This window comes from Vibrio sp. R10-SF1-ISO8 (assembly GCF_059833805.1).
Genome location: NZ_JCBDHL010000012.1, coordinates 250,563 through 265,646, shown reverse-complemented (window position 1 = coordinate 265,646; position 15,084 = coordinate 250,563). Strand labels below are relative to the sequence as shown.

General features: G+C 44.3%; 11 protein-coding genes. 3 read left to right on the top strand and 8 right to left on the bottom strand.

Going from position 1 to position 15,084, the window contains the following annotated elements; all coding sequences use genetic code 11:
• The first annotated feature begins 96 nt into the window (after positions 1-96).
• Positions 97-2,733 carry a hybrid sensor histidine kinase/response regulator gene (locus AC6R00_RS10585; RefSeq protein WP_500640397.1) on the top strand — a complete coding sequence of 879 codons (2,637 nt, stop codon included), beginning with the start codon at positions 97-99 and terminating at the stop codon, positions 2,731-2,733.
• On the opposite strand, the gene AC6R00_RS10580 is transcribed toward AC6R00_RS10585, so the two are convergent.
• The 7 genes from AC6R00_RS10580 to AC6R00_RS10550 form a co-directional block, all read right to left on the bottom strand.
• Complete coding sequence (locus AC6R00_RS10580) at positions 2,730-3,191, bottom strand: dCMP deaminase family protein (protein WP_004745093.1); 462 nt, start codon at positions 3,189-3,191, stop codon at positions 2,730-2,732. The genes AC6R00_RS10585 and AC6R00_RS10580 overlap by 4 nt on opposite strands.
• Positions 3,192-4,091: 900 nt before the next feature.
• Positions 4,092-5,369 carry a cytosine deaminase gene (locus AC6R00_RS10575; RefSeq protein WP_500640396.1) on the bottom strand — a complete coding sequence of 426 codons (1,278 nt, stop codon included), beginning with the start codon at positions 5,367-5,369 and terminating at the stop codon, positions 4,092-4,094.
• 9 nt (positions 5,370-5,378) lie between these two features.
• Positions 5,379-6,617 carry a cytosine permease gene (gene codB, locus AC6R00_RS10570; RefSeq protein WP_500640395.1) on the bottom strand — a complete coding sequence of 413 codons (1,239 nt, stop codon included), beginning with the start codon at positions 6,615-6,617 and terminating at the stop codon, positions 5,379-5,381.
• Positions 6,618-7,357: 740 nt separating this feature from the next.
• Positions 7,358-8,704 (bottom strand): magnesium transporter, encoded by a 1,347-nt coding sequence (locus AC6R00_RS10565; RefSeq protein WP_500640394.1) that lies wholly within the window; start codon positions 8,702-8,704, stop codon positions 7,358-7,360.
• Between the two features lie 76 nt (positions 8,705-8,780).
• On the bottom strand, positions 8,781-10,100 hold the full coding sequence (locus AC6R00_RS10560; protein ID WP_500640393.1) for an ABC1 kinase family protein: 1,320 nt from the start codon (positions 10,098-10,100) through the stop codon (positions 8,781-8,783).
• A gap of 99 nt (positions 10,101-10,199) precedes the next feature.
• Positions 10,200-11,423, bottom strand: a complete 1,224-nt coding sequence (locus AC6R00_RS10555) for an HlyD family secretion protein (protein WP_500640392.1) — start codon at positions 11,421-11,423, stop codon at positions 10,200-10,202.
• Positions 11,423-11,746 carry an MFS transporter gene (locus AC6R00_RS10550; RefSeq protein WP_069668382.1) on the bottom strand — a complete coding sequence of 108 codons (324 nt, stop codon included), beginning with the start codon at positions 11,744-11,746 and terminating at the stop codon, positions 11,423-11,425. The genes AC6R00_RS10555 and AC6R00_RS10550 overlap by 1 nt, the downstream gene beginning before the upstream one ends.
• A gap of 108 nt (positions 11,747-11,854) precedes the next feature.
• On the opposite strand from AC6R00_RS10550, the gene AC6R00_RS10545 reads away from it, so the two are divergent.
• On the top strand, positions 11,855-12,865 hold the full coding sequence (locus AC6R00_RS10545; protein ID WP_500640391.1) for an AraC family transcriptional regulator: 1,011 nt from the start codon (positions 11,855-11,857) through the stop codon (positions 12,863-12,865).
• 8 nt (positions 12,866-12,873) lie between these two features.
• Here AC6R00_RS10545 and AC6R00_RS10540 read toward each other — a convergent pair whose 3' ends face one another.
• On the bottom strand, positions 12,874-13,539 hold the full coding sequence (locus AC6R00_RS10540; RefSeq protein ID WP_500640390.1) for a pyridoxamine 5'-phosphate oxidase family protein: 666 nt from the start codon (positions 13,537-13,539) through the stop codon (positions 12,874-12,876).
• Positions 13,540-13,634: 95 nt separating this feature from the next.
• Here AC6R00_RS10540 and pdxR point away from each other — a divergent pair, with 95 nt between their 5' ends.
• Positions 13,635-15,059, top strand: coding sequence for a MocR-like pyridoxine biosynthesis transcription factor PdxR (pdxR, locus tag AC6R00_RS10535; RefSeq protein ID WP_500640389.1), 1,425 nt, complete (start codon positions 13,635-13,637; stop codon positions 15,057-15,059).
• Positions 15,060-15,084 lie beyond the last annotated feature (25 nt).

Here is a 15,084-nt window from a genome sequence, read left to right as displayed (position 1 = left end):
GTAATTACCAATGGTGTAATTACTTACGCTTCTGGTTGAATAATCATCTAGACTTACATCTTGACACTCCAAAATCGATTCAAGGAATGAGTCCGGATGTTACTGACTAATATGTCTATTAAAAGTAGACTATTTATTCTGTGTCTGATACCTACGCTCGCTATTCTTGCCTTCAGTGCCAATTTAGCGAAGGACTTTCAGGGCAGGCTCCATAACTATCAACTGGTGGGTGAGAAGAATGACACCATCAGCTTGCTTACGGAGTTTTCCCATCACCTTTATGTTGCATTCAATCGACGTTTAAACGGCCAAAGCGCTAATTCTGCTGTGATGAGGGCGCAACAAACAATGTTGATTATCGCTCAGACCGCCCATACCTCTGAACATGTTCACCATGGAATTCAAACTTCGAACCATGCAAATAGCTACATTGAAGAGCTTCAATATCTTTTGCCAGAGCTCCTTTCTTCAGACAAAGCTTCTACTATCGAACTAGGGCAGTTGATCTACACCATTTACCATGATCTCCTTGTCGAAATTCATCGTCTTGAAAGTCATGAGGCTTCACCCCTGATTCATAGTCTGGATATTGTCTTATCTGATCTCAGTTGGCTTTACTTTTGGATGGAAAGAGAAGCATGGTTAACACAAGAAATTAAATGGTTAGAGTGGCAATATTCTGATTATGCAGAGGAATACTTTCGTATTCGAGAAAGGCAGCAGTTGTACCTAGATAAGTTTATTAATTTAGGTGCAAGTTCTAATCAAGTAGAGGCTTTGCTCGACATTTTTGCCAGTAGAGAATTTCAACGTGGTTCTGTGGTGAAAGAGGCGCTACTAAATCATTCTGGAGAACGTATACCACCCTCTGAGTTTGTTGAAATTATCCATACACGTAATAAAGCGGTCGAGAGCCAACTGATGGCTTTTTCAAACACATTAAGACAGGAGCTTAACCAGAGTATTCGTAGCGCCAAACAAGGTCTCTGGTTAATCGCCATTGCAGGGTGCTCTGTGTTTATCGTGATGTTTGCTTGGGGAACAAGCACGATATACCGGATCAATTCCAAATTGGCCAAGATCATCAGTGTTATGGGACAGCTAAAGGAGAAAGATGGTGCAGAGCAGATCCCAATAGATGGGAAAGATGAGTTTTCATCATTTGCTCACCAACTCAACCATATTATCGAACAGCAATCAGACTATAAAAAGAATTTAGTCAAAGCCAAAGAGAGTGCGGAAGCGGCAAACAAAGCAAAGAGTATTTTTCTTGCCAACATGTCCCATGAAATACGTACGCCACTTAATGGCATCATTGGCATGACAGAGATTCTCTCAGATAGTCACCTCACTACGGCGCAGAGAGAGATCCTCACTGATGTGGACACCTCATCTCATGCTCTATTGCTACTCATCAACGACATCTTAGACCTATCTAAAATCGAATCGGGTAATTTGGCGCTATCCATTCGTAGCGTTGATCTAAGAGATATGGTGTATGAAACGCTAAGTATGGTTTCTTCGAATGCGCTTAAACAGCAAGTAGAGTTGCAGGTTGTCTATTCACCTACGCTGCCCGCTTCTATCGATATTGATGATTTCCGCTTCAAACAAGTGGTTATGAACCTGCTCAGCAATGCAATCAAGTTTACTCATAATGGTGTTGTGACCATTGAGCTGGGCACCCATTTCGGCGAGCTACAATGTCATGTGATAGATAACGGGATCGGTATTTCAGAGGATAAGCTTGGCGATATATTTAAACCTTTCACCCAGGAGGATGGCAGTATTACCCGTCGCTTTGGAGGTACTGGCCTCGGATTAGCCATCTGTAGCCAACTTGTGGAGCTCATGGGGGGAAAGATAGAGGTCAAATCAACAATCGGGATAGGAAGCCGTTTTTCAATTACCTTGCCGTTGAATATTAGTGACGAACAAGCGTATAGGCTAGATTTATCAGCTCGCGGAGTTCTAATTGCCAATGACTCGCAATATTTACGGCTGATTGTTGCTGAAAGTATACGTATCGGAGTGGAGTTAGAGGTATACCACTCAGTTGAGGAAATGTCCTCAAACGGCAATGATGTTCCGTTCATTCTATATTGCACTGAACGCAGTCGAAGCGCGCGCAAAGATGTCGCTAAGATTAGAAGCTTATACCCTTCTGCCCAGATCATCGGTATGAACCATCATTTATACGCAAAACCAGAGTTAGACATACTTCTCGGAGCTTCAGTTACCCTGCCGCTATTGGGCCACCGATTTAGGTCTGTCTTAGAAGACGCGTTGAGTCGGAATCAGCTCAGTGACATGAGTGATAGTGAGTCCCCACAAGAGCTTTTTCCTCTTGATGTTAAAAAGGTGCTAATCGTCGAAGATAACTTAATGAACCAAAAAATCGCCTCTTTCTTCCTCAACAAAATCGGTATTGAGTATGTGATTGCGAGCAATGGATTAGACGCAGTCAATGCAGTGAAGACCGAAGAAAGGTTCTGTGCAATTTTAATGGACTGCATGATGCCAATTATGGATGGTTTAACCGCGACGCGAGAAATCCGCCAATGGGAACAGGAAAAAGGAAAGGAAAAAGTGCCAATTATTGCGTTAACCGCGAGTGTATTACCTGAAGAAATTCAAAGCTGTTTCGACGCAGGAATGGATGCTTATCTTCCGAAACCATATAAATCTCAACAGCTTTTCGATACTTTTGAACGTTTAAAAGTGACGCTTTAATTCGCCTGTTCGATTTCTTTTAAATCATCTAACGGAAGCCAGTTAACTTTAACGCCCGCCTGTAAGAACATTTCTTGACTGACTTTGATTTTGTCTCCCCAGCGAGATAAGAAATCAGGCGTTTGTTCAGGACAATGAACGGCAGAAATACCGGTTTGAATGATCTTTGCCGCACAGTTAGGGCAAGGAAAATGAGTCACCCAAATTTCACATCCATCCAGATCGCGCTTTGCAAATAAGATCGCATTCTCTTCAGCGTGAAGCGTTTTTAGATACTTCATTTCTCTATCATCGGTCATTGCACTGTCTGAAATGCCGTGAGGGTAACCATTAAAACCAACTGAAACGATGCGGTTTTGTTTTGTGATGACAGCGCCGACTTGAGTGGAGGGATCTTTACTCCAAGAGCCAACTAGTTCTGCCATTTGGTAAAAGCGTTGCGCCCATTTTGAAATCATTCAATCTTCCTCTAGGAGATGGTTAGCAATTAGACCGAGACTGGTGTAGTGCTAGAAATAAACGTTATGTGATGTGGATCTCCACATAATATCCTAGTTTAACGTCGTATAGTCCAGAAAAAACCGCTGGTAGGAGAAGTGAACAGTAAAATAGTGGCAGATTAGTGGGATTTTGGTCACCTTTTATTGATGGTGCTTTATGAGTTGAAATCGGAAATAGTCCCGTATCTTTGTGCGAGATCTCTTACAAAGCCGTGAGCATTATGAGAAACGAACGCTGAGAAATTTGGATGCTTGCGTTATAAGTGTATGAAATTAATGGTTATGTATGTTTCTTGAACGGTCGGGAAATTGCTGAAAAGCGAAAAATAGCGTTGTGAAAATAATGGTGAAGCCATAATCTTAAGTTGTCAGCAGGGAGCAGACACGGAACAGGAAAGACCCAAGGAACGGTCATCTTCAGGACGAAGATTCGATTATTCAGGATGAATAATTGGCATGGAAAGCGAAGGACATTGGCTGGACGCTAGTAACTAGGATGGTTACACAAGGATAGACAATGGACGCTTAACGGACTAAGGCAATTTCTATCAGGATGATAGAGTCAGGGACACCGCTTAAGGATAAAGCGATGAGAGTTAGCGAGGATAGCTAACGGGCTGGATTGCCAAGGACACCGCTAGGATGGCGATGATAAGGAAAGTGCTGAAGGATTCAGCGTACTATCAAGGAATAGATGCAGGGAGCACCTATTAGTAGCCGGATTGCTGCGAGTAAGAATAGAACCCCACTAGGCGAGAGCTTAGTGGGGTTTTCTTTTGTCTAGATAAAACATGACTTGTTCTAGAATAAAAAAGGGAAGCAGCCGCTTCCCTTTATGCATTTCACACTAATGTCCTTTTAGCGTTTGAACGTCACTTCTTCTTGGCTATCAAGATGGATTTGAGTCGTTGCTGGCTGTGTTTCAGCGATCACCTTACCGTTACGAACAGAGTAACGCACAGGTACTTGGCGACGTACTGCATCAAAGCCATTCTCTGCCGGTAGGATAAGTAAGCTACCTGGCTTGCCTTGCTCTATACCGTGTTTGTCTTGGATGTTTAACGTGCGCGCTGAATTAGTGCTGATTAAATCCAAACCATTGTTGATCTGATCGTAACCCATGACCTGAGTAACATGAAGACCCATATGCAATACTTGTAACATGTTTGCTGTACCTAATGGATACCAAGGGTCAAACACGTCGTCATGACCAAAGCAGACATTGATACCAGCGTTTAGCATCTCTTTCACACGAGTCACGCCACGGCGTTTCGGATAATCGTCAAAACGGCCTTGTAGGTGAATGTTCACTAACGGGTTAGCGACGAAGCTGATGCCTGACATCTTTAATAGTCGGAACAAGCGGGATGCATACGCGCCGTTGTATGACCCCATAGCGGTAGTGTGGCTCGCTGTCACTCGATCGCCCATTTGATATTTGTGTGCTAGGGCAGCCAGTGTCTCAACGAAGCGTGATTGCTCATCGTCAATTTCGTCACAGTGAACATCGATTAGGCGGTCGTACTTACGAGCGAGTTCGAATACATAGTGAAGTGACTCGACGCCGTACTCGCGAGTGAACTCAAAATGGGGAATCGCACCGATAACATCAGCGCCTAATTGCACCGCTTCTTCTAGCAGTTCTTTGCCATTTGGGTAAGAGAGAATACCTTCTTGCGGGAAAGCAACAATTTGAATGTCGACCCACTCTTTCATCTCTTCTTTAACCTCAAGCATTGCTTTTAACGCGATTAAGGTTGGATCAGATACGTCTACATGAGTACGAACATGTTGGATACCGTTAGCGATTTGCCACTTTAGGGTTTGTTTCGCGCGGCTTTTTACATCTTCAATTGAGAGGAGCTCTTTGCGCTCCGCCCAACGTTCGATACCTTCAAATAAGGTACCTGAGATATTCCAGCTAGGCTCACCTGCCGTTTGAGTGGTATCTAAGTGAATGTGCGGTTCACAGAAAGGTGCGACAGCTAAGCCGCCCTCGGCATCTAGAATATTACCGTCAAAAGCAAGGTCTGCATCGTTGTCGAGAATTTGCTTAAATTGACCGTCCTCAATAAGGATCTGTTTTAGACCTTGTTGATTGCGTAGCGTCGCGTTTTTGATCAATAGCGTTGTCATGATGCTTCCTTACGCTGTTTGTGTTTTCAGCGCGTGTTTGTTGAGAATTGGGTTTAGGATAGCGTAGCAAACTGCTCCACCAAGTACAGCATTTAGCGGTACTATTCCAGGAATGAACTTGCCTGCGGCTACGCCGACTGCAACAGCGATAATGCCAGCCCAGTTAAAGGTTTGGAACTGCGCGTTTGCAAAATCTTTGTAACGTTTACGGTTGATTAGGAAGTCTGCGATGATAACGCCACCAATCGGTGGAATTGCCGTCGAAAGAAACGTCAGCCAACCGACAAAGTTATTGTAAAGCCATAGCGCGAAGATGGTGCCAATGATGCCGTTCATTATCGACATAGTGGTACTAGAACGACCTGTAATGTTAGAGAATCCAAGGCCAGAGGCATACAGCGCGTTCTCATTCGTTGTCCAGATATTCAAGCCAAGCACAATGATAGCCGGGAGTAACAGGCCCTGAGCGATCATGACGTCAGAGATGTCCGCTTGACCAGTCGCTGCGGCACCTGCTGCGCCAAACATGAACATTAGCGAGTTACCGATAAAGAATGCCACCATAGTGACTAAGACCGCGCTAGCTGGTTTTTTACCGAATCGAACGAAGTCAGCGGTCAACGTACCTGCGCTAACAAATGAACCCACTACCATGGCAAGCGCAACAGAAAAATCCATTGGTGTTTCAGGCTGAATGAGTTGCAGCTGTTCGAAACCACCTACGCTATCTACTGCTATCGAAACCGAGTAGCTACCAAGAATGGCAATCGCAGGTACGGCAATCGCTGATAAGACCATTAGGGCTTTAATGCCGAAGTAAACCGTGGCTGTCATCAGTAAACCTGACACAACAATCAATGTATTGGTATCAATGCCAGTCGCCTTTTGTACTGGGATGGCAAACATTGCAACACCGACGCCAAACCAACCCACTTGAGTACCGCCTAAAAGAGCAGAAGGAAGCCATGAGCCTTTAGTACCAAAAGAGAAGCGAGCAAGAAGGTGAGTAGAGAGACCAGTAGAAGCGCCAATGTAACCAAGAAAAGAGGTGTAGATACCGAGAATAAGGTTACCAATGAGAACAGCGAGGAAGAAATCATTAAAGGAGAGGCCAGTACCAAGAGAACCACCGGTCCACATACTTGCGGAGAAGAAAGTGAGTCCAAGCATTACCATGGTAAGTGAAGCGACTCCTTTCCTTGCCGTTTCCGGCACGGGTCCAAGACTGTAGTTATTGTCCGCAGCCATTTATAACCTCCGCAAATAGATTATCAATACAAATTGTAGGTAAAAATTAGTTAAACGGCGCGTATTATGGTGATATAAATCACAGAGTCAATGCTTTATTGATAACTAAATCGATTGCGTGTAAGTCTGTTTTGATAATAATCATAATAACCAATAGGTTATGATTTTTATGACTTTCAAAAAATATCGGTATGAATGGATAGTTAGGGGGTAAGTTGTTTAATTTACTTCAATAAATGATGCTGATGGGTTGTAGTTGTTATAAATGACGTACTGTTTGAGTTGTGGCTAGTTTAAGAAGATAGACCGCTTGATCTTTGTTCGCTTTTTATAATCTAACGAGCTTTTTCCAATGTTAACACAAGATAAAGTGCAGGTTTTTAGACATTAACCTTGATATTGTAACCAAGTGGCTGTTTTATCAGTTCTCCAGTTCTCCAGTTCTCCAGTTCTCCAGTTCTCCAGTTCTCAAAAAACAAAAAGGCCAACCTCAAGAAGTGAGATTGGCCGCTATAAGTGTGAACAAAATGGGTTCACTAACAACGTCAGTTGGCTAGGTGACCCTCGGCTTAATTAAGGGTCGCTATTACTATTGCACTATATGTGCCAACTTTAATAGCACCAAATTGCTCTTAAATTAATCAATTTTAGGACATTTCTGTCATTCTAATTGCATATTGAAATTGCAAAATGCAAATAACCACAAAAGTGCTAATGACATAATGGTAACTTATCAAAAGTTATAACATCACTAAGCTTGCTGTTCCTAGGAAGGCAAAGAAGCCGACAACGTCGGTCACCGTCGTGAGAATGACAGACCCCGCAAGCGCAGGATCGAGTTTCAGCTTATCGAGGATAATAGGGATCAGAACACCAAACAGAGCCGCGGTGATAATATTGACCACAATAGCAAGTGCTATGGTGGCGCCAAGGATAGTTGATTGAAACCATAATCCTGCGAGACCGCCTATGATTAGCGCCCAAAGCAAGCCATTAATAGAGCCAATTCCAATTTCGTTTTTTAGCAGCGCCCAGCGGTTACCTGAAGTGATCTGATTAAGCGCCATGGCGCGAATCATCAAGGTCAGTGTTTGACTCCCCGCGATTCCTCCCATTGAAGCAACAATCGGCATCAGTACCGCCAATGCAACGACTTGCGCGATCACATCTTCAAACAAACCAATAGTCACAGACGCCAGAATCGCTGTCATTAAATTAATACCAAGCCAGACACCACGTTTTTGCGAACTCTTAAGTACTGGGGCGAATAGATCGTCCCCTTCATCCATACCAGTTCCCGCCATTAAGCGGGTTTCGTAGATCTCCCTTTGAGTCGTAAGAGCAAAGTGCCAATCAACTTCTCCGACCAAAACTTGCTTGTCGTCGGTCACTGGCATCGCCGATAAAGAGGAGTGCTCCAGAGCTTCAATGCTCTCAGCCAGCGTCAGCTTCGCATTGAGCGTAAGTACATTCTCAATTGAGGTGTTTTTGAGTCTTTCGTTAGGTTCTGCTCTAAGAAGATCGATGTAACTGACTAAACCACGAAACTGCTTGCGCTTATTGATCAGGTAAATGTGCTGAGGAGCGTCGTAGCTGTAGCGCTCCATAAGCCCCTTCGCTTTGTCCACGGAGATATTAAAGGGCAGAGTCACCACTTTTCTTTCTGCCCATCGTCCTAGTTGATCATCTTCGTATTCATTAGCCTGATCGTAAAGCTCTAGCTCATCTTTTTCGATAAGTTGCAGTGCTTCATTAATGATCTCATCAGGCAGAGAATCAGCCCACTCGATTAAAGAGAGGTTATCTAGCTTAGCTAAGGTGAGTTTAAGCTCCGTTTCAGACAGCTCATCAATGATAGAGTGACGCACTTCGGCACGAGCTTCCGTTAACACCTCGATGTGGAGTTCAAGTGGAAGCCCTCGCCATAGTTTTACCCTGTCTTCGATAGGAAAGGCCTCGAGGATCAGCGCGACGGAGCCAGTTTCCAATCCGACTTCGATTAGATCATTGAGAATGGAGACTTGATCGCTCTCTTCTGCTTGTGCGACTTGTTCAATTAAAACGGAGAGGTCTTGAAAATGGCTCACTGAGCACCTCGTAAACTTGATAATTGGCTTAACTGGTTATCAAAGTACTCTAAAGTAGCGGAAAAACAATACCTTGTTATGTAGCGTTATCTAGATAAGGCGTGACCAGCCGATGAATGTTGACTTTTGCACCAATTTTCACGGCTAACAGGTACATCCCACCTATTTTTCTATGTAAAAACAATGCATCAGCAGGTGGTGTATGCCAGTAATCTTGTTCTAGGCTCAAAATGGTTCCAGCTTCTCTCAGTTTTTGTGCTAAACCACTGGCTTTAAAATCATACTCTTCATCAAGCAGCATGGGTCCACAAGCCATTTTTACTAGGTTGAGCACGGCGTCTCGTTGCTCTGGCAGGATCGTTTGACTGAAGAAACCAATTTGGGTTAGTGCATCATTTAATCCTTCCTGATCTTGTGCCAGCACTGAGGCAAAGGCATGTAAGTAGCCTTTACTAAATTGCTCGCTGTATTCCCGAGTCGCACCAAAATCGAGTAAGCCAATTTGTTTCGTTTCTTGGAGATAAAGGTAATTAGCGAAGTTAGGATCTGTCTGAACCATCTTTAACTCGAACAGCTCTTTAAACAGTAAGTCGAGCAGGGCAGTCATAACGTCGTTTTTAGTTTGTTGGTCGAACTCCTCTAGTGACTCGATGCTTTGCCCTTCGATAAATGACATTGTGAGAACGGAATCAGAGCTACTATTTGAGTGGATCTTAGGTACAACAAACTTTTGTGAGCCTTTAAGCGCCATGTGGTAACGCTCCATAAATTCACCTTCACGCTGGTAGTTCGCTTCGTCATGCAGTTGTTTCTTTGCTTCTTCTAGCAATCCTTTGTAATCGACAGACTCTGGAATCAATCCAACGATTTTTAGTAAAATCCCTACGTTGTCTACATCACTGTCGATGCTCTTTTTAATTCCTGGGTATTGAACCTTTACGGCAAGCTTTTCCCCCTCATCGCTATAGGCTTGATGTACCTGACCAATAGAGGCGCTAGCTATTGGTTTAAAATTGAACGCCAAAAACTCACTTTTCCACTCTTTTCCTAAAGAGTCGACAAGAGCCGCATTTAATTGTTTTGAAGGCATTGGGTCGGCATCTGAGCGTAATCTTGATAAAATTTCGGCTAGTTCTGGCTCCAAGATATCACCCGCATCCATTGATAGCATTTGGCCTAGTTTCATCGCAGCGCCGCGTAAATGTGCTAACTGATTCGTAAGGCGAGTGATGTTTTGCGGAGTAAGAATGAGATCTCTTGCTTTCGGCCTATTTCCTTGCGCGACCTGTTTCGTACCTTCTGCGAGGACATTCCCTGCTACACGAGTCGCCAGTGAAGCAAACTTGCCGAGTCGAGATATACGATGAGTTGGAAGGTTTTTTTCCTTATCGGACATAGACATCTCCTGTATGAGTAGAACATTTATACGTCAAATTCAGCAGAGGAGATACAGTCAGAAAACAAAAAGACCGCTATTGCTAGCGGTCTTAACATCTTAAATGGAATAGAAGAAGTAGAGCTGGGACTTCATACGAATGATGATGCCGCGAATTGCATCTAGAAATGCCATAAAGCCAATGGGTTTATCGCCACTGATCCAAGCTAAGCCAACAGAGCCAACAGGAATGTCATAGTCGTCAGTTTCTTCGATTTTCAATCTAACAAAGTGATGCTTGTTTTGTAGGTTTTGACCCGTCGTTGTACGCACTGGTTGATCAAATCCAAGTAAGTTACCCTGAGATTCACCGGTCGCCTCAACGATGCCTTCAACCTGAGCAGAGAAGATCTTGCCCGGGTAAACAGAAGAAGCAAACTCTGCGGCATGGCCCGGCTTAACATTTCTTATTGCCTGATGATTCACACGCATAAGTACATATTTTTCATCGGTATACATTTGAAGTCTAGGCATCATAGAGACACGTTGCCCTTCACGAAGAATAAAGTTTGTAACGAAACCGTCAGCCGGAGCGTATACCTTGGTGCTGTCTAAGTCCCATTGTGCTTTAGCGAGCTTCTCACGAGCTGTCTTCCAATCGGCCTGTTTACTTTTTACGGTCAACTTGGCCTTAGTTATCGCGAGCTTAGCTTTATCGGCATCCACTATTCTGGTATTTAGTTCGGACTCGATGGTTGAAATATTGTGTTGTGCTTTCTCGACAGCTGTCTCTTGTTTGTCGATATCACTCGCGGTGATGGTATTTTCCACGACACGGTTTTGCTCTTGATAACGCTTAAGCATTTTAACTTGCAGTTTGTGATCGACTTTGGCTGCTGCTAAACGGCTTTCTGTGGTCTTCACCTCTTGTTGCATAGATTGATATGTTGCTTGAGCAATCGCGATATCTTCTTTTGCTACTTGGTAAGCCACGTCTGCTGATTCTTCAGCAACTTGCGCTTGATTGAGCGAAATCTGGTATTGGGTAGGATCGATTTCGTAGATGAGCTGACCTTTTGAAACTTGTTGGTTTGGCTCAATATAGATTTTGTCCACTTTACCTGTCACATTTGGCGAGTCAGGACGCAGCTGTATGTGCGGTGATTGAACTACAGAACCACCAGAGAGATCCATTGGCGTAAAGTTGATCAGTCCAACCCAAACAAACATTAGCCAAGAGGCGCCACCTAGATAAGCGAACGACTTAGTCGCTTTGTTCCAAGGCATACCAACAAGGCGAAGCAAATAGATAAACAGTGCCCAGACGGCTAAACCTTCTAACATTACGCTTCTCCTTCTGTGTTGTTACTTTTTGGGGCATGACGCCAGGTATCGCGCAGGTTGATGATGGCTTTTTCCATATCAACGAAGGCGAGTATAACGGCGACAACCCAAACCCAGTGCCAGATGAAACCAATCCATGTGAGTGCCGTTATCAATCCAATTTGATGATGATCTTTGCTATGGGCTTTATTGATTGGTAGTTCGTGGAATTTCCAAAACCCAAATAATGCAGCGCCGACGGTGGCGACAAGGACAACAGTTGCGACAACGTGCAATATGGTATCGGCATTTGTTCCCACGAACGGGACACTTAGTAAACTCATTCAAGGCTCCAAAGTAATAACAGAGCTTGATTGTGATCTAGAATTGAAAAAGTCGATGGGTTGTGACAGATTAAATCACATGATGCGAGATATTGAATTGATCTGTAAATGGATAAAGTGAGATTTATGCGAGCTATAGGTATTTACAACATGCACCTAGAAGCTCACAAGCGCTATGACTTGATTGAGGGCTCCCTTGGGATCCCCGATGAGGTTTTTCACAACCCGATGACGCTTATTCCCCTTTCAGAAGTAAATCAATGGTTTGCCAAGCTTGAACAAATGACGGGCAATCCAGACATTGTGCTAGAACTCACGCGTGACAACAATATTGCGCGAGTGGGGGCGATCAGTCACTGGCTACTGTCTGGAGTTGACTTTGCTTCAACGATACGACGCATGAATTATGGGCTTAATAGTTTGCAAAATGGTGCTTTTTTATCTGCCGCTTTAAGTGGCTCCATCATTAAATGGACTTACCGCAATCCCCATGTCAGTCCGCAGGTCAAAGTCCATGATAGTGTTCGTATGGCAGTCGTGTTGGTAAAAGTGATGAGGCTCTATCTTGGTCCTGATTTTAGTCCGTTGAGAGTACGCTTATCAGGAACTCGTAGCAACATAGAGAAATATCGAGCGTTCTTTGGTTGCGACATTGACTGGAGCCATTCATGCACTGAGATTTGGTTTCACTCCGAGGTTCGTTTGGCTACCAAGCAACAGTCCAGTATCCGCAAGGGACGACTTGCGATGAATTTCTCAGATCTGGATGAACTGCTCAATATGCCGGATCCCGAAGATGAAGTTAAAGTGATTTATGAAGTGCTCAACTACAGTCGTTTTCACGGTTTACCGACACTTGAGCACGTCAGCAGTTTATTGGGAATGTCCACACAGCAGTTTCAGCGTGCATTACGCAAGCTAGGAATGAACTTCTCTACCGTCTGCGGATATGTTCTGAGTAACATTGCTGTCTCTATGCTGACCAAAGGTGTCGCTATTGACGAGATAGCACGTCGGCTTGGCTATCAGAATATCGCCAGTTTCAATCGGATGTTTAAGAAAAATAGAGGACTAACGCCCATCCAATATGTTCAGCATTACTGCTTAGATGAGCGTTAAGCATGATGTCACTTGCCTTGTTGATCATACCAGCGTGAACCATAGGCTTGGCTGTAGTCTGGCGTTTGGCTGTGTTTGGAATCTGGCATTGCCTTCAGAGGGCCAACAACGGTTCGATACGGAAGGAAACCAGCAAAAGCAGTGAGCCCCATATCGCCTAGGTCATCATTGACGTCTCCTTTGCTGACTTTTACCGACGCTTCGGTTAGAGGAATGGCGAGCAACATTGTGCTGTTTAGCTCTCGTTCGCTGCTGAGTCTGACGTCATTGGTTCTTCCGGGAGCGATTTGCTCAACAAAATGATTCAGCAATCGATCTTTTTCGTGCATATCTGCTATCTCGGTAAACTGACCAAGTACAACTGCACTTCGATAATGAGCGCTATGATGGAACGCGCTCCTTGCCAAAACCCAGCCATCGAACAAAGTGAACGTTAAACAAGTAGTGATTCCACTTTTTAAATTGCGCATTAGTCGACTGTTGTTTGCACCGTGAATATAGACGATATTTTCTACTCGCCATGCCAGCATTGGGATGACATAGGGTTGCTCACTGTCCGAGATGGCTATGTGAGCCACTAATGACTCGTCGATAATGTCGTACAACGCTTGTTGCTCGGTAACCGCTTTATGAGCCCCTTTCTTAAGTTCAGTTCTTTTGGTTGCTGATAACATTGCTTTGCCTCCTGCAAATATTTGATTTACAGAAAATGTACCTTTAAATTGGTACTAAATTTAGAGCCACTTCTATTTGATAGATGGATCCACTTATGGCATTGATCGATATTGGCGATCTTCAATTAAGTACTGAGATTTGCACCAAGCAAGATGCGCTGTTCAACGCTGTTAGGGATAAAATCGTAGGTCAGTTATGGGGAAAGGGGCTAAAACTTCCGTCAACACGCAAATTGGCAGAGGAGCTTAACCTAAGCCGAAATACGGTGATCCATGCGTATGAACAGTTGCATGCTGAAGGTTATTTGGAGAGTCGAGCTGGCTCTGGCTACTTTGTTGCGCTTGAACTGCCAGACCAGTTCGTGACAACGGCTTATCAGTCCATTGAACCAAGCCGCCCGGTTAAAGCTGCTGATTACAGTCGCGCGTTTTCGCCCGGTGTTCCGGACCTCGGCGAATTTCCAACCCAGAAATGGCAAAGATTGCTGTCCCGCCATATCAGCCGAGTAACCCTACTGGGGGGGCAAAATATTCAAGGTGACGGCAGCCTTCGACAAGCACTTGCAAGTTACTTGGCGACGAGCCGTTCAGTGGTCTGCGATCCGGATCGAGTAGTCATTACGTCGGGAGCACAGCAAGCATTGACGATAGCGGCTTTACTGACCTTGAAAGAGGATAACAGCATATTGATGGAGCAGCCGGGCTATGCGCAGATGGCTAAAGTTCTCAACTTGCTTAATTGTGATTGGAGCCCTGCGGTCGTTGCCCCTAAATCAGGTTTGGATTTAAACCTAGTTGAAAGCAGCAGTAGCAAGGTGATTTACGTAACCCCAAGTAACCAATATCCGCTTGGCACGACCTTAGACATTAATCAGCGTTTAAGGCTAATCGAATGGGTGAAAAACCGTAATGGCTGGATCATTGAGGATGATTACGACAGTGAATTTCAGTTTGCTCACCGCCCATATCCAAGTCTTCAAGGCTTAGCGGCTAAAACAGGTCATGACCAACACGTCATTTACGTAGGTTCACTAAGTAAAGTGATGTTCAATGGCTTACGACTAGGTTATCTGGTTTTACCCAAATCCATGGTTGAACAAGCGCTAAGTATAAAAGATGCGCTAAGTGGCGACTCTCCAAGTCATACTCAAGCTGCTTTAGCGGATTTTATTGCTGAAGGCGACTTGGTTCGTCATATTAGAAAGATGCGTCGTTTGTACAAACAAAAACATCAAATGATGCTGACTATGATCGAACGATACTTCCAAGGGAGTTTGGAGGTCATCAGCCAAGCGGCAGGGCTGCATGTCACGGTAAGGTGGCGAGGACATATTTCTGAAACCGACTGGGCTGCACGTGCGACCTCTCGTGGCGTTGTGATTCGCCCTTTTTCTTATTACGAGCAGCATGAAGGCGGTATGCAACGTGATTGGTCTGGTGCAGTCTTAGGCTTTGGTAATGTCGGTCTAGATGAAATAGAGCCAAATATTCGCATCCTTGCCGAAATCTTCAATTCGTGATGTTATTGATTAAGGTGTAATTAGA